The sequence below is a fragment of the Rhodococcus sp. T9N genome (assembly GCF_024436645.1).
Lineage (GTDB): Bacteria > Actinomycetota > Actinomycetes > Mycobacteriales > Mycobacteriaceae > Rhodococcus_F > Rhodococcus_F qingshengii.
Map to the genome: position 1 here is coordinate 278073 of NZ_JAMSKS010000002.1, position 20238 is coordinate 298310.

The window sequence follows — 20238 nt, forward strand, 5'->3', positions numbered from 1 at the left end:
GCCGTGGACAGACTCACTACACGCACGAAGATCGTGTACGCCCTTCGCGGCGCGATCGCCATAGTCGTAGCCGTCGCCGCCGCCGTGACAATGGTTCTACGCGGTTCGGGAAATCTCGAGCAGAGCACCGACATCTTCGTCGCTGTTCCAGCCACAGCCGGTCTCATCAGCGGTGAAGCTCCGGTTCGGTACCACGGCGTCAACGTCGGCCGAATCGGCGAAATCGAATCAGGAACCGCCGAATCCGTTGTGCAGTTGCAGATTCAGACCGATGACGCGTCGAAGATTCCCGCTGACGTGGTGGCTCGCGTCGTTCCGCGCACGTTCTTCGGCGACATCTACATGCAGCTCGTGGACAGTCCGAATGAGCAGGACCAGACGACTCTGTCGGACGGAGACGAGATCCACATGGACGACGGACCCGAGGCCGTCGCCCTCTACGACGTGTACACCAAATTGGTCGGAGTCCTCACCGCGATGCAACCCGAGAAACTTCAAACGGCTCTGACCGCACTCGGTCAAGCCCTGGACGGAAACGGAGCCGAGATCGGAGCCACGATAGACAATCTCAGCGCGGCTTCCGGCGCACTGACACCCGCCGCACACCAATTCCTCGAATCGACAACCGAATTCAAGTCGGTCGTCGACGCGTTGGACCGTGCGACCCCCGACATTCTCGATACCTTGGCAGCCGCCACAACCGTCTCGAACGACATGGTCGCCGACAGAGCGAATCTCGAGTCCTCGATCGGCGCGGCCGCAGTCTTCGCCGCTACCGTCGACGATTTTGTCGGGGCGAACAACCGAAACATCATCACTGTGATCGATTCCGCCGGAAAGATACTCGCAACCACCGCGGCCAATCCCGGAGGACTGCGTTCCACCCTCGCGAATGCCAGTACGTTCGGCGCCGCGGGCGCTCGGGTCTTCGCCACCGGAAAGTTCGACATCACAGCAGTTGCCACGTTCGCCGAACCGCTCCCATACACGGGTGATGATTGCCCGCAGTACGGTGACTCGCGCGGAGCACAGTGTTCGGGCTCCAACCTGACGCCTGAACAACCCGTCAGTGCCCCGGTCGTGGGCGGCGTAGCCGAAGCGGCCACCCTGCGGTACCTCGAAGATCAACTACTGGGCGGATCGCCGGAACCCTCGGATACCCCCAACCCGGCAACAACACTGATGTTGGGGCCGATGGTCAGAGGTAACGAGGTGACCGTCCCGTGAAGGTCCGTCCTGGCCAGGTAATTCGGTTGTCACTCTTCTGTCTCACCGGCGTCGCCTGCGCGTCGTTCGTGGCGAACACGTTGTCGGTCCCGGTTCGCGGAAGCACCGATTCGTACTCGTTCGAGTTCACCGACGTCGAAGGACTCAACCCGGGCAACCCGGTCACCATGTCGGGTGTGCGTATCGGCCGCGTGGACTCGGTTGCGTTCGCCGACAACGGAGGCGGGACGAGCAAGGCGATCGTCGACGTCGAAATCGAGTCGCGATATTCCCTCGAGTCGGATGTCCGTGCCGCCGTGCGCTACGGCGACATGCTCGGTGCTCGATATCTGGCACTGACGCAGGACGACAGCGCAACAACGGTATCCGCACGACAGCTCGAACCAGGTGACACGATACCGCTGGCGCAGACAACACCGCCGATCAACTTGACGGCCCTGATGAACGGGTTCAAACCGTTGTTCGCCGCGCTGCAGCCCGAGCAGGTCAACACGCTCACGCGAAGTTTTGTCGAAACCTTCAACGGCCAGGGCCAGGCAATGACCACCCTGCTCGACCAGATCGCGACCATGAGTTCCGGCCTGGTCGACCGTCAGGACGTCTTCGCGCAACTACTCACGAACATGAACACTCTTCTCACCTCCGTCGACGAGCGTCAACCCGAATTGGTCGGTCTGTTGGACGGTTTGAACGATCTGAGTACTTCCGTCGTCGGGCAGAACGATCAACTGGTCTCGCTCTTGGATCAGGGAAACCGCACTGTCTCGTCGTTGGCTCAGATCATGGCCGGGTCGAACGGCGCATTCGGTCAGACCGTGCAACAACTCGAAAGTGTCACCGGGAGTTGGATTGCGAGCACCGACGAGTTCAACAGACTTCTCGTCAACCTTCCCCAGTTCGCCGACGCCGCCAACCGGATCGGAAGTTACGGAAGTTTCATCAGCCTGTATCTGTGCAATTTCACTCTGAAGGCAGGCGACATGGAAGCCAACATCTTCGGTCCGACACACTCGCCGGTGTGCTCATGATGTTCCTGGTCAAGCTGATCGACGTGTTCGTCGGCATCATGCTCTTCCTGTTCAAAGGGGATCGCCGTCGCAGCGGTAGCGGCACCGCTCTCGCCCTGGGCAGTCTCGGAATCTTCGTTCTGGTGGTGGGACTCGGCGCCGCCTTGGGCATTCCGAAGCTCTGGTACAACGTACGCACGTCGGCATACACAGCCGAGTTAGCCAATGCCAGCGGGCTTTCCGACACCGATCCGGTTTACGTGGCCGGGGTTCCCGCGGGCCGAGTGGATTCGATCGACCTTGCCGGCGACCACGTCGTCGTCAACTTCCGCTTGGACAAGGACCAGCCTTTGGGAAACCAGAGCACGGCGACGGTCAGGCTCAAGACGGTCCTCGGCAAGCGCTACCTGGAGATCGTGCCGGCCGGAGTGGTCGACGACTCCGAGGCGCGGGTCATCCCGCTCTCCCGCACAACCGTGCCGTACAGCCTCGACGACGTCAGCAGTGATGCCACCACTGCGGCAACAGGCGTCGACCTACAGGCGATGGAGTCCATGATGAACACCCTTTCGCAGGTGATTCCCACTGATTCCGATCAGGTGGGCCGGGCTCTGGCCGGAATCAGCGGCGCCTCGGCGGCTTTCGCGCAGAACAGTGAACAGATCGACCAGATTCTCATCATGTCTCGTGAGCTGTCGGACATGGCTGCGGCACAAACCGATTCGATCGTCGGTACTGCGGCCAATGCTCAGACGATCGTTCGAACTCTTGCGATGCGCAAGGACGCACTGACTCAGCTGGTCGACAACCTGACAATCATCATCTCGAAGCTCTCCACCACTTTCGTCGATCGTCAGGACGAGTTCGGAGCCATGACCGACAACCTCGTCGCGGTCACCACCACGCTGAAGAACAACTCAGATCAGATCGACCTGCTGTTGACTCGTCTTCCTTCCGCGCTGCGTTCGGTCACCGATTCAACCGGCACCGGCAATTGGACCGACGTCAACGCGCCGGCGGCCGTGATCCCGGACAATCTGCTCTGCGCGCTCGGCATCATGGAGGGCTGCAAGTGAATACACGAAAAGCCGTCACGGCCATGCTGGTAGTGACCTTGGCGATCGCCCTGCCCGGTTGGTACATATTCGGACGAACAGATCAGTCCAAGACCGTCTACGCCGATTTCAGCTACGTCGGCGGAATCTACGAGGGAAGCAAGGTCACCGTCCTCGGAGTCGGCGTCGGGACGGTCACGTCGGTGGAACCTCGCGGAACTTCTGTTCGAGTAGCGATGTCGATGCCCGACTCCGTGGACCTGCCCGCCGACGCCTCGGCCTATGTCCTCAATCCATCGGTGATCAGCGATCGACACATCGAACTCGGCCCGGCGTACACCGGCGGAGAGACACTGAAAGACGGCGACCAGATTCCGATCGAACGTGCCCACTCCCCCATAGATTTCGACGGCTTGATGGGAAGCGTCAGCACTTTGGCCGACGCATTTGCCGGGGATGGGGGCAATCTCGGCGATCTCGTGAGCCGCGGCGCCGCCGGGTGGCAGGGCCAGGGCGATCAATTCAACACCGCAATTCGCAACCTCAGCACAGCAACCGGAGTTGTCGGCGCTCGGTCGGAAGACATCGGTGCCCTTGTCGACAATCTCAACACTTTGATGAATGCTCTGGACGCACGGCAGGTCAGCCTCGACGAACTTGTCGGCGACCTCGGCGTCCTGGGTGATCAATGGGCGAGCCAGAACATGGACATCTCACAGCCTCTGCAGGATCTGCAGGTGGTCTTCGACCAGTTGAACAGTTTCATGACAACTCACGGCGATGATGTCGGTGCCATAGCCGACAACGTGCGAGTTCTCGGTGACACTCTGGCTGCCAAAGAACCCGGCCTCGCCGAGTTCATGGACCTGGTGCCGTTGATGATGCAGAACCTCTCCCAGACAATCGGTCCTGATCAGCGCGGGCGCATTCGGCTCAACGTCTCGACTGCATTGACTCAGTTCGCGGTGGCGAAACCGCTGTGCGACACCTACAAGTTGCCGATCTGCACCGGAGCCGGGTTCACGAATCCGATTTCCTTCCCCCTCAGCACTTCTGATCCGCTCGGCATCGCCTCCGCGATTTCCGGCGGAGCCGTCCCCGGAGGTGGCAATTGACGCGGCAATCGGTTCGAATAATCGCCGGTATCGTGATCATCGGTGTGGGTTCTGCGGCCGTGCTCGCCTTCGGCGGCTGTAGCGCAGGCATTCAAGACCTACCCCTGGGTCGTTCGGCCGACGGTGACGCGTACAACGTGGCGCTGCAGCTGGCCGGCGCCGACGGCCTGGTGTTGGGAGCAGACGTCCGCAGCGGCCAGAAAGTCATCGGTCGAGTATCCGCGCTGTCAGCCGATGTCGTCGGAGCCGATGTGACTCTGAGTCTGGACGCCGCGACGCCATTGCCCGACAACGTCGAAGCTTCCGTCGAACTCCCGTCCGCACTTGGCAATCCGTTCATCAGACTCTTGGTGCCGGAAGTTCCGTCCGGCTCCACGCTCAGCGACGGAGACACAATTCCGGAGTCTCGCACCGAGATCGGTCCGCAGGTCGAAAGTGCGCTTGCCACCCTCGGCACGGTTCTGACCGGAAGCGGCATCGACCAACTCGATACCGTGGTGCGCGAGCTGAACACCGCGTTTTCCGGGCGCTCCGGTGAAGTTCGTTCTCTGACCGAGACCCTCACCTCGCTCATGGCAGAGGCAAGCAGTCACCGCAGCGAGTTCGACGAGGCCGTCGACCTCGCTGCCCGGGTCTCCTCCCAACTGGCCGGCCAACGCGTAGTTGTCGACAACTACCTCGATTCCGTTCCACAGGTGGTGTCGATTCTCGTGGGACAGAAGGATCAGATTGCGAGCCTGTTGAACTCGACCGTTCAGCTCGCCACCAACGCAAACACCATTCTCGACTCGTCTCCCAACGGCCTCGACGCGATGCTGCACGATGCGTCGACCGTTGTCGGGACTCTGGATTCGTTCAACTCGGAGATCGGCCAGACGCTGACGAACATGAACGGGTTGCTCGAAAACTTCACCGGTGCAGTGCAGGGTGACTACCTCGTTTTCGACGGCGCCCTGGATATTCCGGGAACGATCGACAAGCTCTGGAGCGGCGGTATGGCCGGTCAATCGATCGCACCAGCGGGAACTCTCACCGATCTACTTCAGGGAGGTCCGCGTTGAGTCGCCTTGCGCTTGTTCAACTTGTCCTGTTCGCTCTGATCGCTGCTGTGGTCATCCCTTTCGGGATCGTCTACGTGGTCGGCCCTCAGGGTTTCGGGGGTCAAATCCGGCTGCACGCCAACATGTCCGACGCCTTCGGACTGACCAAGGGCACGGTCGTCACGTATCGCGGCGTACAGGTGGGGAAAGTGAGTGAAGTCGAACTCGACGCAGGCACCCGCACGGCTCGGGTGGAACTCTCACTCAACGACAACACCGAGATACCTACCGACAGCGTCGCCAAGGTGACGATGGGGACCGCAGCCGGAATTCAGAATGTCGACATCTACCCCAACACAGACCACGGCCCGTATCTTAGGGACGGCGACGAGATCGCCATGCCCGCGGATCAGCAACCGGTCCAGATGAGCCAGTTGATGCTTCAGGCGTCCGGTGTCTTGGAAGGGATTGATCCACAAGCGATCAGCGACATCGGGACCGAGCTGGGGAATTCGTTCAACGGGCTCGGCCCGAGCTTGGCGACGATGATCGACAACGGTGGGACCATGTCGGCGCAGTTGAACGACCAGTCGGCCGAACTCGCTGCGCTGCTGTCGCGAACCTCCACGTTGGTGGACTCCATGGCGACACAATCGGATTCGTTCGTCCGGGGAATGGCAGCTGCCAAGAACTTCACCGAACAACTCGAATCCAATGCGCCGGTGCTGATCTACCTCACCGATCATTCGCCCGCCGCCCTGAACAGCGCTCAACAGTTGTTCGACAAGTACCACAACACTTTCGGAGCGGTCCTGGCCAATCTCGTCACTGTCGCACCGATCATCTCCGACCGCACAGAGGCCCTGGAAACCGGACTTGTCACAATTCCTGAAGGTCTCGCCAAACTGGCATCCATCGTCAAAGGCGATCGCGCCGACTTTGCCTTGGTTGCGACCCAGGGGCCGGTCTGCAACTACGACACCCCTCGGCGTGAGGTCGGCGATCTGTCTCCCACCAGTCCGAGTCTGGCGATGTACTGTCCCCCCGCCGACGACCTCGTCCAACGCGGAGCACAGAATGCTCCGCGTCCGAACGACCTCGGTTTGCAGAACTCGACCGTCCCGGGCACTCCGATCGGACCGCCCGTCGTCGCAGATCCGATTCTCGTCCCGACCGGAGTCGACGCCCTGAACTACTGGAGATTGATGTTGGAAGGACTGGGAAATGGCACACGGTGACAACGCACTACTCGACGAGACAGAAGCCGAGGTGGCCGAACATCCGACTTCTCCGTCGCTACTTCACCGCCTGAAGGAGCCACGCAACGCATTGATCTCACTAATGGCGGTAGCGCTGGTCGCAGCATTGGCGGTGCTCGGATTCCAGATGTACTCGGCGAATCAGGAAGACACGCTGCGGCAGGAGGCTTTGGACACCGCACGGGATTACTCAACCATCATGTCCTCCTTCGATTATCAGAACCTCGATGTCAACAAGGACACCATCGCCTCGATGTCGACCGACGAGTTTGCCGGCACCTACCGAACGATGGTGGATTCCCTGAGGGAAGTCGTTGCCGGGGGCCAAGGCCAGGCGAGCGCGACGGCGACAGACGTCGGCATCGGATCACTGGACGATTCGTCGGCCAAGGTGCTCGTGTTCGTCGACCAACAAGCCAAGAATGTCGCAGCGCCAGAGGGAAACACACAGAAGTACCGCATGGTCGTGTCCCTGGTCCGCTCGGGCGACCGGTGGCTCGTGAGCAACGTCGAGACCAAGTAACTCACCACACGCGGAGGAAGATCCATGCCCACTCACTACCTGGATTCGGAAAAGTCCGAGTCGTCGCTTCGCACCGATCAGACACGCATCACCATCACGGCCGAGCGTAGACGGTGGGCACGTAAGCCCGCACACATCACCGACGCACTCGATTTCTGGTCGTTCGCCGGAGCCGCTGCCAACGTCATCCTGCAACTCGGTTGGCCCGAGGTGGCGTACGGCGTCATGGAGAGCAAGGTCGAATCGGGTGCTCTGACAGCGCATCCGTGGAAGCGTGCACGAACCACGACGCAGTACCTGACGGTCGCGATCCTGGGTGACGAGGAAGAGCGAAAGGCTTACCGCGAGGCCGTGAACTCGGTGCACCGACATGTGAAGTCGGATTCAAACAGCCCGGTCAAGTACAACGCCTTCAATCGCGAACTCCAATTATGGGTTGCTGCATGCCTGTTCATCGGTTTCGAAGACAGTCATCAGTTGCTGCACGGCAAGATGTCCGAAGAACAGGCGGAGTCGTTCTACAAGTCCGCGTCAACTTTGGGAACGACGCTGCAGGTCACCGAAGAGATGTGGCCGGCCACACGTGCCGACTTCGAGCGCTACTGGAACCTCGGTTGCGAACGCGTCGTCATCGACGAACGCACCAAGCAGTACCTGATCGACTTGGTCAACCTACAGATGATCGCGTGGCCGATACGCCTGGTGTTCCGAAACTTGTTGCGGTTCCTGACGGTCGGATTCCTTCCACCGATCTACCGCGACCAACTCGATCTCGAGTGGACCGAAGACGACCGCCGCCGGTTCGAACACCTCTTCATTTTCGTGTCGTTCGTCAACAGGTTCATCCCACGCTCCGTTCGTCAGGCCGGCAACACCATTCAGATGCGCGACATTCGCCGCCGGATCAAGGCGAGCAAGAATCTCGTCTGAGCCAGCGGCGCGTTATTCGTTGTCAATTCTGCTGCCCTACAGGTAAATCGGGCCGGTCGGTCGACAACAGATCACGGCTGGACATGGGTTCCAGCACGACTGGAAACCGGGTCGAAAAGCCGACAAACCGGGCTGATCGAGTGTCACATTCGCCGCATATCGACGCCGTCGAGGCACGTTTCAGGTGACTTACATCACATTTTATCTCGTTTATGTAACGCCGGGAGAGGTGGCATATCGCCATGCGACCTGGGAAAACACTCTTTGATGCATTTCTGTTGCACAAACATGTGTCGACACGCCGACCCGTGACCAATCCGTAATCATCTCTTATGGTTGGTGACAGCCCGATCAACCGGGCATTACCGAATCGCCACCGCCCGTCCCACCCCGCGGTTCGGACTCGACAACATTCCTAGTGGTGGGAGCGGAGCTGAGACGGTCACCGTCCTCCGTCGGCGGGACTCGAGAGGATTTACCGAAAATGACCAAGACCACCGTTACCCGTGCACTTGCCTCTGTCGCCGCAGCCGGAGCCCTCGCGGCCGGAGCCCTCGGACTGAGCGCAGGCACCGCATCCGCAGCCACCCACGACTGGTCGGGTGTCGCAGAATGCGAATCTTCGGGCAACTGGGCCGCGAACACCGGAAACGGCTACTACGGCGGACTCCAGTTCAGCCAGAGCACGTGGGAGGCCTACGGCGGAGCGGGCAGCGCCGCCAACGCCAGCCAGGCAGAACAGGTCCGCGTTGCTGAAAACGTCCTTGCCGGTCAGGGCGCCGGCGCGTGGCCGGTGTGCGGACAGTACCTCCGCTGACCCCAGTTCGAGTAGTGCGTCACTGCCCGGTGTTCGTCGAGAATTCGACGGGCCCCGGGCAGCGTCGCACTAGCGACCTTCATGCCCCGCCTGATCCGGCCCCTCCGCCGCTGCTGTTGAAAGACATTACGGCGGTACGTGATCCGTCGGGATGACGCGGAGCGAGCGAGGTATATCGACTCGCCTTCCGATCACGCATCAGCCCTCGGAGAGCCATCCACAATTTTTGGGCCGCCCTCGCCAACCGGTTGTGAGAACTGACCAGCGCAGCCGTAGAAGCGTACGGGATGGGGTCCTTACGCACGTAGTGCTCCATAACCCCAGCGTAGCCGTGTTTCGATGCCGAAATGTTCGTTTTCAATCGCTACCTCGCATCCCTCACGGCGACCGAACAAATCGATCCGGCGCACTCGATGGCCCATCCTTGACCAGGCGTGCAAACCGGTCGGGTAAATCGCGTGGCCCGAACACTTCTCGACCACTGTGTGACAAGAGACGGTCAACGCTCCACCACTCGAAGTGCTCGACCAGCTCGGCGGCCAGCGCTTCGCGCCCCAACGACCCACAGGGCTCGAATGCGGTCGCCACCGGCACGAGGAAGTAGTCGTTGATCGCACCACCCCAACCCGGCAATATCGCCGGGTCACGGATCTCCTCATGCCACACATGGGTGGCTGCGCCGTAGTCGCGCAAGCCGATCTCCTCGTCCAATTCGCGCGCGAGCGCCTCGGACGGGGTTTCGTCTCCTTCCAAGCCTCCGCCCGGAGGACACCAGACCGTCAGCCCGCCCCCGGGCGCGATGAATCGGTAAAGCAGAAGACGGGACCGGTCGTCAACGACCAACCCCCTGGCCGAATGCCTCAGACGCATGAGTGCCACTGTAAGCCAGCAGGTCAGGCCATAACGGCCAACTCCGGCAGTCCGGCAACCACAACCGCGAGGTTGTATCCCGACATCCGCAGTTCTCCGTTGTCCCCTGTCCTCGCGTACTCCGCATGCCCGAACGCCCGCTCGTGTTTCACTCCATCCGGGGTGATCCCCTCGGCCGTGGACAACCGATGGAACTCGGTGCGCGTCGGATCGCCACCGAAACGGCCGAACCCCGCGATACTGTCGCCTTCCGCTTTCATGACGTAGACGTGGCGGTCGGCGATACCGAGGTCCGACTCCACCTTGGCTCGCACCCCGGGTGAACCGTAGAACACCACGTCGTCGACCGCTGCGCTTGCCCCGCGTTGCAGCGCAAGAGAAGTCGCGAGGGATCCGTAGGAGTGGCCCAACGCGGTGATATGGACTCCGTCGTTGACCGATGCAGAACGAAGACCGTGAAAAAAGCTGCCCAATGCGTCGGCGGCTATGCCGGCCTTGGACGATCGACTGACGTCGAAGCTGGCCCGACCGATGTCGAACTTTCCCGGCCCGATCACCTGTGGCGCGTCGTATCCGATCCAGGCGATGGTGGCCACGCTTTCCTTTCGGCCGGCCAGTTCGAGCTGCCGCATCGCCTCGGCTCGTAATCGCGTTGCCTCGCCGACCATTCCGCGCATCGAGTCCTTGACGTTGGTGTTCAGTCCGGGAATCGTCACGGAGATGTGATCCGCTGTGTCCGGATCACCGATCGCAATTGCAGCGAAGCCGCGTTCGCCCGAGCGCATGTCCATGAGCAGTAACCGTCGATCAGGTTCGGCGCGAAACAACTCGTCGAGCGCGTCCAGATCCTCGAGTTTGCGTTCGGCGTACCACTGGCCCGCCCCGGTGTTACTCAGTCTGCCGCCGAAGAACTCGCGGTGAAGTTCTTGCGAGATTCGGACTGAATCATCTTGCAGCCGTGCTCGTTCCGATTGAATTCGATCGAGGTTGGCCGGGCTGCGAATCGCAGCAGGAATGCCGTCGAGGTTGGCGATCAGGCCTGGTGCATGACGCAACATCTGACGCTGCCGATCAGGGCTGAACGCTCGCCACTCCTCCCCCACACGCACAGCTTTGTCACGGAGGTCGGTGCCGACCTGAGACCGCAGAGACAACGCATGATGAAGATCCGCGCTGACCAGCAGTGCCTCACCGATCAGTTCTCGAACTGCGACCTCGAGCAACTGGGCGTGCACGTGGAGCGGGTGACCGTCGGCGATGGGCGCAACAGCAGAGACGGTCCCATCCTGACGAATATGCAAGTCGTCGGCGACGGCCTCTTTGCGCAGCGTATCCAGCCGTCGACGGATATCGCGAACGCGGTGAGCGACCAGAACGCCTTCCAACCCAGCAGACAGTTGATCCAAGGCTTCGACGTCCCATACGTCGATATCTGTGAGATCCACTCGGGTCAGGACGAACGAGCAGCGATCCGGGCCTGTACTTCCGGGCGACGCAACGGAGGGACGGTCTGAGGTGGCTGTCTGCGAGGCGGCAACGCACTGAGCAGGCGCGTCGTCGTTTCGGTCACCTCACGCACCGCCTGTTCGAAGGCGTCTCGGTTCGCGTCGGACACCTTGGCTATTCCGCTCACCTTACGTACGTATTGGCGAGAGGCCGCCTCGATCTCCTCCGGCGTAGCAGCGGGCTCGAGTCCACGAAGTTCAGTGATGTTTCGGCACATAATTCGACGATAACCCTGCTCACCGACGCCGTCACGGTTCGATACATCAATGTATCCAAACTGCCACGCAGATCCGGGCATCACGGTAGTTTCAGTGAAATTCCCCCAGTGACTGGAAGTAGCCACTAACTCATGGACTCTGCACTCACCTCCGTCGGCCTACCCGCCGCACTCGCCATCATCATGTTCGGCCTCGGGCTTTCCTTGACGGTCGGAGATTTTGCCCGCGTGGCAAAAGCGCCGAAAGCCGTCTCGATTGCCCTGATCTGTCAGTTGTTGTTGCTCCCGGCCGCGGCCTTCGGTCTGGTCACGTTGTTCGACCTCGACCCACTGCTCGCCGTCGGCATGATGCTCCTCGCCGCATCACCGGGCGGCACCACGGCAAACCTGTTCAGCCATCTGTTCCGCGGCGATGTCGCTCTCAATGTGACACTCACTGCGGTCAATTCGGTGATAGCGGTGGTCACCCTTCCGCTCATCACCAACTTCGCGTTGGGCTACTTCGAACCCGAGGACGCGGACGGCACCCTCGGACTGCAGTTCACGAAGGTACTTCAGGTCTTTGCCGTCGTACTGATTCCTGTCGCCCTCGGAATGTGGGTTCGATTGCGCTCGAGCGCCTTTGCCGAGCGCATGGACAAGCCCGTCCGCATCGGATCCGCGGTGGTTCTGGCACTGGTGATCGTCGGAACGGTTGTTTCCGAGCGCGAGAACATCGCGGACTATCTCGTCGACATCGGCGTCGTCGCTGCCTTGTTCTGCCTACTGAGCCTCTCGATCGGTTACGTCGTTCCCCGGATATTCGGCATCGAGGATCGTCAGGCCATCGCCAGTTCCATGGAAATCGGCATCCACAACAGCACGTTGGCGATCACCATCGCCGTCAGTCTCCTCGACAACGTGCAATTGGCAGTACCGGCCGCGGTGTACGGCGTTCTGATGTTCCCGCTCGCTGCAGCCTTCGGCGCCGCCATCACCCGAAAGTCACGGACCATGGCCGAAATCGACTAATATCAGGCGGTTTTCGATATAGGTGATCTGGTATCGCCAACCCTACGATCGATACGGACTCAGACCGAAGGGTATCGAAAAAATGCTGACCAACACACCTACCGTGCCGGACGAACGCGTCTGGCAAGAGCTAGTCGACGCACTTACCCGTCGCCAATTCGGCATCGGAGCCGGGATGGCAGCAGTCGCAACTATTCTGTCGTCCTGCAGTTCCAGCGACGGTTCAGGTGCCGATGATGACGCTCAAATGCGCACCGTCACCACGCCGTTGGGGACCTACGACATACCTACCAACCCGAAGCGGGTCTTGGCCGTCGACGCCCGAACCGACCTCGAGCTCGCCATTGCCCTGGAACTACCGGTGTTCGGATACAACATCTCGCCCGCCACCAAGTGGGTTCCCGCCGACGGCTCGGCCGAATACCTCAGCGACAAGCCCAATCTGGAGCAGATCCTCGGACTCGCACCCGATCTCATCATCTGCGTCAACGCCGACAACGAGTACTGGCCCGCTGCAAAGCTCCAAGCCATCGCTCCTGTCCTGACGACCGAATCGAAGCAGACGTGGCGGGAGAACCTGACCCGGCTCTCCGATTGGCTGGGCCGAACACCCACCATGGATCGCCTGATCACCGATTACGACGCTCTGATCACCGACATTCGCACTCGACACGCTTCGGCGATCGCGGGCAAAACCGTCGCAAGCTTGTCCTACAGTCCGGACAAGGCCACGATCTACATCGACAGCCTGCCCGTGTCGGAGGAAACGGGTAAGAAGAATCGTCAACCCACCGACATGACGCTCGCCGATATCGGCGGAAGAACATTGAGCACAACCGGTTTCGACAATCAGGGACGACTGAGCATCGAAGAGATGGATCGTCTGCAAGACTGCGACGCGTTCATGGTTTCTGTCACCGACAGCAGTGACACCACCTTCGATCAACTCTCGGACAACAAGTTGTGGCAACGACTTCCGGCTGTGCAGGCCGGGAACGTCACCGTTCTGCAAGGAAGTACGTACTACGGGTCCATCTACACCAACATGTACGTCGCCAAGGGCTGGGACGATCTCTATTCGACGCTCGACTGATCAGCCTTGTCCGTGGAAATGCCGGCCGCTCCCGCGCGGTCGGCTTTTCACGTTTCGAGGTCGATGCCCAACGCTCCGGAGAGGGTCCGCAGACAGATCACTCTCAACTCTTCCTGCGGTATGGAAGGTTGATCGAGCCAGTCGAGGCAGACAGCTCGGACGAACGCGATCCATCCCCGAACTGCAACGGCAGCGAGCTGTCTTCTTTCGCCCTCGAATCCCAGTGCATCGAGGATTCGAATCTGCTGCTGTTCGAGTTCGCGCTCGACAATCGCCCGGATACCGGCCTCGGCCGAGAGCGTCCCGACGTTGATGGCGCGCACTCCCCTGCTGTGCGACTTCACGTAACCGAAGTAGGCGTCCAACCCGGCTGCCACCTGTTCGCGCACCGGTAGCGTTGCATCGGGTGCGGTCACCTCGAGCAGGTGCTGCGATTCGCGCTCGACGATTGCGGCGAAGAAGTCTCGCTTGGTCGGAAAATAGTGGTACATCAACCCGCGCGAGACGCCCGCAATCTCGGCGACCTCTTCGATCCACACATCCTCGTACGAGCGATCGGCAAAAAGTTGCGCGCCGATGTCGAGCAACTGCGTGCGCCGCTGCTCTCGGTCCAGGCGTTTTCGTGGTGCGACCATAGGCAAGTCAGATTACTACTTGACACCGATTCAGTAAGGCGTACTTTGCGTACTAGACATCAATTCAGTAAGCGATCTCACCCCGGGGGACACAAAATGAGCGTCGACACCACTCCAGAGGCGACGACCGATGCTCGGATACCGCATCCGGCGTGGCGCCTGCCGGTCCTCGGGGACGTTCTCGGGATCAATATCCGGACACCGCTGCAGAACTCCGTGAGCATCGGCCGCGAACTCGGCCCGATCTTCGAGAGAAATGTCCTGGGAAATCGCTTCGTCTTCGCCTCGGGCGCGGACATGGTGGCAGAACTGTCCGACGAGTCCCGGTTCGCGAAGCACCTTGCACCTGGAGTCAAAGCACTCCGCGGAATCGGCGGCGACGGCCTGTTCACGGCGTACAACCACGAACCCAACTGGGGCAAGGCGCACAATCTCCTGGCACCGGCGTTCAGCCAGACTGCGATGCGCTCGTACCACCGCACCATGCTCGACGTGGCCGGCGAGTTGGTCGACCATTGGGACAGTCGTGAAAGTGACTCCCCCATCGACGTCTCCGCAGACATGACCAAGCTGACGCTGGAGACCATCGGACGCACTGGATTCAGCTACTCGTTCGACTCCTTCGAACGTGAAGAACAGCATCCGTTCGTCAAGGCAATGGTCGGCGCACTCTCCCATTCGCAGCGCACGACGTTCCTGAAGTCGACCGCCCTCGGGCGAGTGCTCGCACGTCGCGCGGATCAACGTGACGAGGTCCGCAAGGCGTACATGGCCGAGGTTGTGGACGAAGTGATCCGTGCCCGGCGGACAAGTACCGAACCGGGGCCCGAAGATCTTCTCGAACTGATGCTGCGGGCGGCACGCGAGAACGATCCCAACCGTATCGACGAACTGAACATCCGCCATCAGGTCGTGACCTTCCTCGTCGCCGGACACGAAACGACCTCCGGCGCATTGTCGTTCGCGCTGTACTACCTGTCACGAAACCCTGACGTGCTGGCCAAGGCGCAAGCCGAGGTCGACAAGGTATGGGAGGGCGAGGAGCCCGCCTTCGAGAAGATCGCGAAACTTCGATACGTACGACGCGTCCTCGACGAATCATTGCGTCTGTGGCCGACCGCTCCCGCCTACGGGCGCGCGGCGCTCGAAGACACGACGCTCGTCGGCAAGTATCCGATGAAGAAGGGCGATTGGATGCTCGTGCTCATCCCCTCACTTCATCGTGATCCGGTGTGGGGCAACGATCCCGAGGCGTTCGATCCGGATCGCTTCCTGCCCGCCAACATCAAAGCCAGGCCGGCGCACGTGTACAAGCCGTTCGGAACCGGTGAACGCGCCTGCATCGGAAGACAATTCGCTATTCACGAAGCGGTCCTCGTGTTGGGCACCATCTTGCAGAAATACACGATCGAGGCCGATCCGGACTACGAGTTGAAGGTAGCCGAACGGCTCACCCTGATGCCCGAAGGCTTCAACTTGACGGTCCGCCGACGCTGACCTCGCAAAACTGCGTCGCGCAACTCGGTTGAAACAGTCCCGAATGCGGTAATCCCTGAGGTGGCAGCAGCGAGCACCGGCGCACCCTGGGAGTTCACATGACAAAGAGGCCTGCAGTGGGAATCGTCTTACTCTCGGCGGCATTGGCCACGGGAGCTTGCTCGGCAAGCGTCGGGACGCCGCAAGTGGACAAGTCCGAAGTCGCAAGTCAGATCTCCACTCAACTAGCCGAGAAGATCGGCGAGCCACCCGACGACGTGACGTGTCCGGAGAACCTCGACGCCGAAGTCGGCGCATCGATCACGTGCATCCTGACCGAGCAGGGCACCGAATACGACGTCACAGCGACCGTGACCAGCGTTGACGGTGAGAGTGCGAACTTCGACATCAAGGTTGCGGATGTGCCGAACAACTAACTGCTGTGCGCCTTTATTAACCGCCGGGGGTTAATAAAGGCGCACAGCAAGGCGTCAGAGCCGCTCGATAATCGTCGCGTTCGCGGTGCCGCCACCTTCACAGATGGTCAGCAAGCCGTAGCGGCCACCGGTGCGCTCGAGTTCGTTGAGCAGGGTTGCCATCAGCTTGGTGCCGGTCGCGCCGAGCGGGTGACCGAGTGCGATCGCGCCGCCGTTGACGTTGACCTTGGCCGGATCTGCACCGATCTCCTTGATCCAGGCCAGGACGACCGGGGCAAAAGCTTCGTTGATCTCGACGATGTCGATGTCCTCGATGCTCAGGCCGGCCTTCGCGAGAGCATGCTTCGTGGCCGGGATCGGCGCACTGAGCATGAAGATCGGGTCGTCGCCGCGTGCGCTGAGGTGATGAATCCGGGCGCGGGGCTTGAGGTTGTACTTCTCCACCGCTTCCGCCGACGCCAGCAGCAGCGCACTCGCACCGTCGGAGATCTGGCTGGCCACTGCCGCGGTCATGCGTCCGTCTTCGACGAGAACCTTGAGCGTCGCCATCTTCTCGAGGCTGGTCTCGCGGGGTCCTTCGTCGACGGTCGCGTCGCCCATGGCGACGATCTCGTTGTCGAAGCGACCCGCGGCGATTGCAGCCTTGGCGCGCTCATGGCTCTGCAGGGCCCACTTCTCGAGCTCTTCGCGGCTGATGTCCCACTTCTCGGCGATCATTTCGGCGCCCTTGAACTGCGAGACTTCCTGGTCACCGTAGCGCTCGGTCCAACCGACCGAACCCGAAGTCGGCGTGTCGAATCCGTACTGCTGACCGACGATCATCGCTGCCGAGATCGGAATCTGGCTCATGTTCTGAACGCCGCCGGCAACGATCAGATCCGCAGTGCCCGACAGGATGGCCTGAGCGCCGAAGTGCACTGCCTGCTGGCTCGAACCGCACTGACGGTCAACGGTCACCCCGGGAACGTGCTCCGGGAATCCCGCTGCGAGCCAGGACATACGGGCGATGTTGCCGGCCTGGCCGCCGATGGCGTCGACGCAACCGAAGATCACGTCGTCGACGTCACTGGGGTCGATACCGGTGCGCTCGACCAGTGCCTTGACGACGTGCGCACCGAGATCGATGGGGTGCACGCCGGACAGCGCGCCGCCCCTCTTGCCGATCGGTGTGCGAATGGCGTCGACGATGTAAACCTCGGACATAGCGTTAGCTCCTAGTTTCGTTGTGCAGCAATAGTTCTTGAAGTTGATTCAGCAATAGCGTCTGAAGTTGTGGCCGGATCGGAGAGCCCGTCGAGCACGATCGCGAGATATTGAGCCGCGACGGCGTGCGCCGAGAGGGATCCACCCGGGCGGTACCAGCGAACCGCGACCCACACGGTGTCGCGCATGAAGCGGAAGACCAATTCGACGTCGATGTCGGAGCGGAAGGTCCCGTCCGCGACGCCGGCTTCGAGGACGCCGACCCACAGGTCCCGGAATTCGGTGTTGCGCTCGGCCAGGTAAGCGAAGCGCTCGTTCCCGACGAGGTGCTTGACCTCGTCCTGGTAGATCGCCACAGCCGAATGTGAGGCGTCGATGGCCTCGTACGACGTCACGACCAGTGCTTCGAGCGTCGCGCGACTGTCCAACCCCGCCGCGACGATCTCGCGGTATTTTCCGAAGAGTTCGTCGAGGAACTGGTGCAGGATCTCGTCGACCATCGACTCCTTGGAATCGAAATGGTGATACAGGCTGCCGGACAGGATCCCGGCGGCGTCGGCGATGTCGCGGACGGTCGTCGCGCGCACTCCGCGATCGGCGAAGAGCCCCGCCGCGATCTCGAGCAGCTCGTCGCGGCGCCCGGACTTGCCGTTTGATTCGTCGGAATTTCGAGGTGGCGTCATGTATTCAATCCTATCCAGGGCCTTCCCCTGTGCGCGGTCAGCGAGTCCAGGGACTCCTTAACCGCGCACGGGGACGCTAGGCCCTCTGCGAAGAAACGGAGACGATCTCGCCGGTCATGTAGGTGGAGTAATCGCTGGCGAGCATCGCGATGACCGTTGCGATCTCCCAGACCTCCGCGGCGCGGCCGTAGGCCTCACCGGAAGCCAACTGGTCGAGCAGTTCCTCACTGGTGACCTTCGCCAGGAACGCGTGACGCGCAATGGAAGGCGAGACCGCGTTGATACGGACTCCGTACTCCGCTGCTTCGATGGCGCTGCACCGAGTCAGCGCCATGACGCCGGCCTTGGCTGCGGCGTAGTGCGCCTGGGAATGCTGCGCGCGCCAACCGAGAACGGACGCGTTGTTCACCAGAACACCGCCGTGGGGAACGCTCTTGAAGTACCGCAGGGCTGCGCGCGTCGAACGGAAGGTGCTGTTGAGGGTGATGTCGAGAACGCGATCCCACTGATCGTCCGTCATGTCGACGACGGGAGTTTCGCCGCCAAGGCCCGCGTTGTTGACGACGATGTCGATACGTCCCAACTTCTCGGCCGCGCCGACGAACAACGCGTCGACCTGCTCGGTGCTCGATACATCGCAGATGATCGATTCGACCTGCTGACCGGGGAATTCGGCCTTCAGCTTCTCCACCGTCTCGCCGAGTCGACGCTCGTGGAAGTCGGAGACGAGAACGTCGCCGCCCTCGAGAAGCACCCTGCGCGCAGTGGAGAAACCGATGCCGGTTCCGGCTGCGGCGGTGATGATCGCCTTCTTGCCCGCGAGCAGTCCGTGGCCCGGGGTTTCCTCCGGCGCAACGGAAAGCGGGGACGCGGCTTTGGTGTCAGACATTAACGGGCCTCTCGGGGAAGACCGAGCACGCGCTCGGAAATGATGTTGCGCTGAATTTCGTTGGAGCCGCCGTAAATCGTGTCGGCGCGGGTGAAGAGGAAGAGGCGTTGCCATTCGTCGAGCTCGAGGTGCTCGGGATCGGTGATGTCCGAGGCATTGCCTTCGGAATCCGCCCACGGTGCAACCAACGACGACGCACCCTGCACGTCCATCGCCAGCTGTCCCAGATCACGATGCCAGTTGGCCCACAGCAGTTTTGCGACGGACGCTTCTCCGCCACCGGTTCCGGCGTCGACCGCGTCGAGAGTGCGCATCGCGTGGGCGCGCATCACGCGCAGTCCGACCCACGCGCGGGCGATCTTTTCGCGAATGTGCGGATCCTGGTCACTGCCATTGGCTTTCGCCAGGTCGACGACGCCTTGGAGCTCGCGGGCAAATCCGATCTGCTGTCCGAGCGTCGATACACCGCGCTCGAAGGTGAGCAGCCCCATCGCGATCTTCCAGCCCTCGCCGGGTTCCCCGACCACCAGATCGGCATCGGTGACGGCGTCGTCGAAGAAGACCTCGTTGAACTCCGATGTGCCGGTGAGCTGCTGAATGGGCCGAACTGTCACACCGGGCTGATCCAGCGGGACCAGCAGGAAGCTCAACCCCTGGTGACGCTTGGAGCCCACCTCGGTGCGGCAGACCACGAAGCACCACTGCGCGACGTGAGCCAGTGAGGTCCACACCTTCTGGCCGTTGATGATCCACTTGCCGTCTTCGAGGCGTGCGGTCGTGGAGACGTTCGCGAGGTCGGAACCGGCGCCGGGCTCGGAGTAGCCCTGCGACCACAGTTCACTGACCGTGTTGATGCCAGGAAGGAATCGGCGCTTCTGCTCGTCGGTGCCGTACGCGATCAGCGTCGGGCCGAGCAGCTCTTCACCGATGTGGCTGACGCGAGCGGGCGCACCGGCCTTCGCGTACTCCTGATGGAAGATGACCTGCTGGGAGATGCTTGCTCCCCGCCCGCCGAACTCCTTCGGCCACCCGAGGCACGTCCACCCCGACGCTGCGAGGTGCTTGTCCCACTCGAGTCGTTGCTCGAAGAACTCGTGCTCACTGCCGGGGCCGCCCTTACCCTTGAGCTGGGCGAATTTGCCCGTCAAGTTCTCGGCCAACCACTGCGCGACCGTGGCCGCAAACTCGTCGTCCGTCATCTGCCCGTCCGGGCTCTCGCTCTGGTCCACATATGTAAGATAACCT

The 20238-nt window shown here is 61.5% G+C and carries 20 protein-coding genes and 1 pseudogene; 13 read left to right on the top strand and 8 right to left on the bottom strand.

Annotation, left to right across the window (positions count from 1 at the left end; translation table 11 throughout):
• Positions 1-3: 3 nt before the first annotated feature.
• The 9 genes and pseudogenes from M1L53_RS05030 to M1L53_RS05070 all read left to right on the top strand — a co-directional run.
• Positions 4-1227, top strand: coding sequence for an MCE family protein (locus M1L53_RS05030; RefSeq protein WP_054188070.1), 1224 nt, complete (start codon positions 4-6; stop codon positions 1225-1227).
• Positions 1224-2255 (top strand): MCE family protein, encoded by a 1032-nt coding sequence (locus M1L53_RS05035; protein ID WP_042449469.1) that lies wholly within the window; start codon positions 1224-1226, stop codon positions 2253-2255. The genes M1L53_RS05030 and M1L53_RS05035 overlap by 4 nt, the downstream gene beginning before the upstream one ends.
• Positions 2255-3310: an MCE family protein gene (locus tag M1L53_RS05040; protein WP_054188105.1), complete on the top strand. Its 1056-nt coding sequence runs from the start codon at positions 2255-2257 to the stop codon at positions 3308-3310. The genes M1L53_RS05035 and M1L53_RS05040 overlap by 1 nt, the downstream gene beginning before the upstream one ends.
• Positions 3307-4404 carry an MCE family protein gene (locus M1L53_RS05045; protein WP_003945762.1) on the top strand — a complete coding sequence of 366 codons (1098 nt, stop codon included), beginning with the start codon at positions 3307-3309 and terminating at the stop codon, positions 4402-4404. Before M1L53_RS05040 ends, M1L53_RS05045 begins: the two co-directional genes overlap by 4 nt.
• Positions 4401-5465 carry an MCE family protein gene (locus tag M1L53_RS05050; RefSeq protein ID WP_007734227.1) on the top strand — a complete coding sequence of 355 codons (1065 nt, stop codon included), beginning with the start codon at positions 4401-4403 and terminating at the stop codon, positions 5463-5465. The genes M1L53_RS05045 and M1L53_RS05050 overlap by 4 nt, the downstream gene beginning before the upstream one ends.
• A complete protein-coding gene (locus tag M1L53_RS05055) occupies positions 5462-6682 on the top strand; it encodes an MlaD family protein (RefSeq protein ID WP_047269602.1) in 1221 nt (406 codons plus the stop codon). Before M1L53_RS05050 ends, M1L53_RS05055 begins: the two co-directional genes overlap by 4 nt.
• Entirely contained in the window at positions 6669-7226 is a 558-nt protein-coding gene (locus M1L53_RS05060) for a hypothetical protein (protein WP_047269603.1), read from the top strand. The genes M1L53_RS05055 and M1L53_RS05060 overlap by 14 nt, the downstream gene beginning before the upstream one ends.
• Positions 7227-7250: 24 nt before the next feature.
• A complete protein-coding gene (locus M1L53_RS05065; RefSeq protein ID WP_003945519.1) occupies positions 7251-8156 on the top strand; it encodes an oxygenase MpaB family protein in 906 nt (301 codons plus the stop codon).
• A 484-nt stretch (positions 8157-8640) separates the two neighbouring features.
• A pseudogene (locus M1L53_RS05070) lies at positions 8641-8967 on the top strand (transglycosylase family protein); the annotation flags it as partial.
• A gap of 384 nt (positions 8968-9351) precedes the next feature.
• Here M1L53_RS05070 and M1L53_RS05075 read toward each other — a convergent pair.
• Genes M1L53_RS05075 through M1L53_RS05085 form a run of 3 tightly spaced genes read right to left on the bottom strand, consistent with a single transcriptional unit; the run spans position 9352 to position 11566 of the window.
• Positions 9352-9843: an NUDIX domain-containing protein gene (locus M1L53_RS05075; RefSeq protein WP_081305470.1), complete on the bottom strand. Its 492-nt coding sequence runs from the start codon at positions 9841-9843 to the stop codon at positions 9352-9354.
• 23 nt (positions 9844-9866) lie between these two features.
• Positions 9867-11288 (bottom strand): alpha/beta hydrolase, encoded by a 1422-nt coding sequence (locus M1L53_RS05080; protein WP_007734212.1) that lies wholly within the window; start codon positions 11286-11288, stop codon positions 9867-9869.
• 5 nt (positions 11289-11293) lie between these two features.
• A complete protein-coding gene (locus M1L53_RS05085) occupies positions 11294-11566 on the bottom strand; it encodes a DUF2277 domain-containing protein (RefSeq protein ID WP_003945457.1) in 273 nt (90 codons plus the stop codon).
• A gap of 132 nt (positions 11567-11698) precedes the next feature.
• Between M1L53_RS05085 and M1L53_RS05090 the strand changes: the two genes are divergently transcribed.
• Together M1L53_RS05090 and M1L53_RS05095 are read left to right on the top strand one after the other, a co-directional pair.
• Positions 11699-12577, top strand: a complete 879-nt coding sequence (locus M1L53_RS05090; protein ID WP_003945620.1) for a bile acid:sodium symporter family protein — start codon at positions 11699-11701, stop codon at positions 12575-12577.
• Between the two features lie 82 nt (positions 12578-12659).
• The gene (locus M1L53_RS05095) at positions 12660-13670 is read left to right on the top strand and encodes an ABC transporter substrate-binding protein (RefSeq protein ID WP_054188104.1); all 1011 of its coding nucleotides are present in this window, start codon (positions 12660-12662) and stop codon (positions 13668-13670) included.
• A 47-nt stretch (positions 13671-13717) separates the two neighbouring features.
• Here M1L53_RS05095 and M1L53_RS05100 read toward each other — a convergent pair whose 3' ends face one another.
• Complete coding sequence (locus M1L53_RS05100; protein ID WP_054188069.1) at positions 13718-14305, bottom strand: TetR/AcrR family transcriptional regulator; 588 nt, start codon at positions 14303-14305, stop codon at positions 13718-13720.
• Between the two features lie 96 nt (positions 14306-14401).
• Here M1L53_RS05100 and M1L53_RS05105 point away from each other — a divergent pair, with 96 nt between their 5' ends.
• Both M1L53_RS05105 and M1L53_RS05110 read left to right on the top strand, forming a co-directional pair.
• A complete protein-coding gene (locus M1L53_RS05105) occupies positions 14402-15802 on the top strand; it encodes a cytochrome P450 (protein WP_007734205.1) in 1401 nt (466 codons plus the stop codon).
• Between the two features lie 98 nt (positions 15803-15900).
• Positions 15901-16218, top strand: coding sequence for a DUF4333 domain-containing protein (locus M1L53_RS05110; RefSeq protein WP_020906277.1), 318 nt, complete (start codon positions 15901-15903; stop codon positions 16216-16218).
• A 54-nt stretch (positions 16219-16272) separates the two neighbouring features.
• On the opposite strand, the gene M1L53_RS05115 is transcribed toward M1L53_RS05110, so the two are convergent.
• The 4 genes from M1L53_RS05115 to M1L53_RS05130 all read right to left on the bottom strand — a co-directional run bounded on the left by M1L53_RS05115 (position 16273) and on the right by M1L53_RS05130 (position 20222).
• Positions 16273-17421: an acetyl-CoA C-acetyltransferase gene (locus tag M1L53_RS05115; protein ID WP_003945727.1), complete on the bottom strand. Its 1149-nt coding sequence runs from the start codon at positions 17419-17421 to the stop codon at positions 16273-16275.
• Between the two features lie 11 nt (positions 17422-17432).
• The gene (locus tag M1L53_RS05120; protein WP_003945807.1) at positions 17433-18104 is read right to left on the bottom strand and encodes a TetR/AcrR family transcriptional regulator; all 672 of its coding nucleotides are present in this window, start codon (positions 18102-18104) and stop codon (positions 17433-17435) included.
• A gap of 76 nt (positions 18105-18180) precedes the next feature.
• On the bottom strand, positions 18181-18993 hold the full coding sequence (locus M1L53_RS05125) for an SDR family oxidoreductase (RefSeq protein ID WP_003945582.1): 813 nt from the start codon (positions 18991-18993) through the stop codon (positions 18181-18183).
• On the bottom strand, positions 18993-20222 hold the full coding sequence (locus tag M1L53_RS05130) for an acyl-CoA dehydrogenase family protein (RefSeq protein ID WP_007734188.1): 1230 nt from the start codon (positions 20220-20222) through the stop codon (positions 18993-18995). Before M1L53_RS05130 ends, M1L53_RS05125 begins: the two co-directional genes overlap by 1 nt.
• Between the last annotated feature and the right edge of the window lie 16 nt (positions 20223-20238).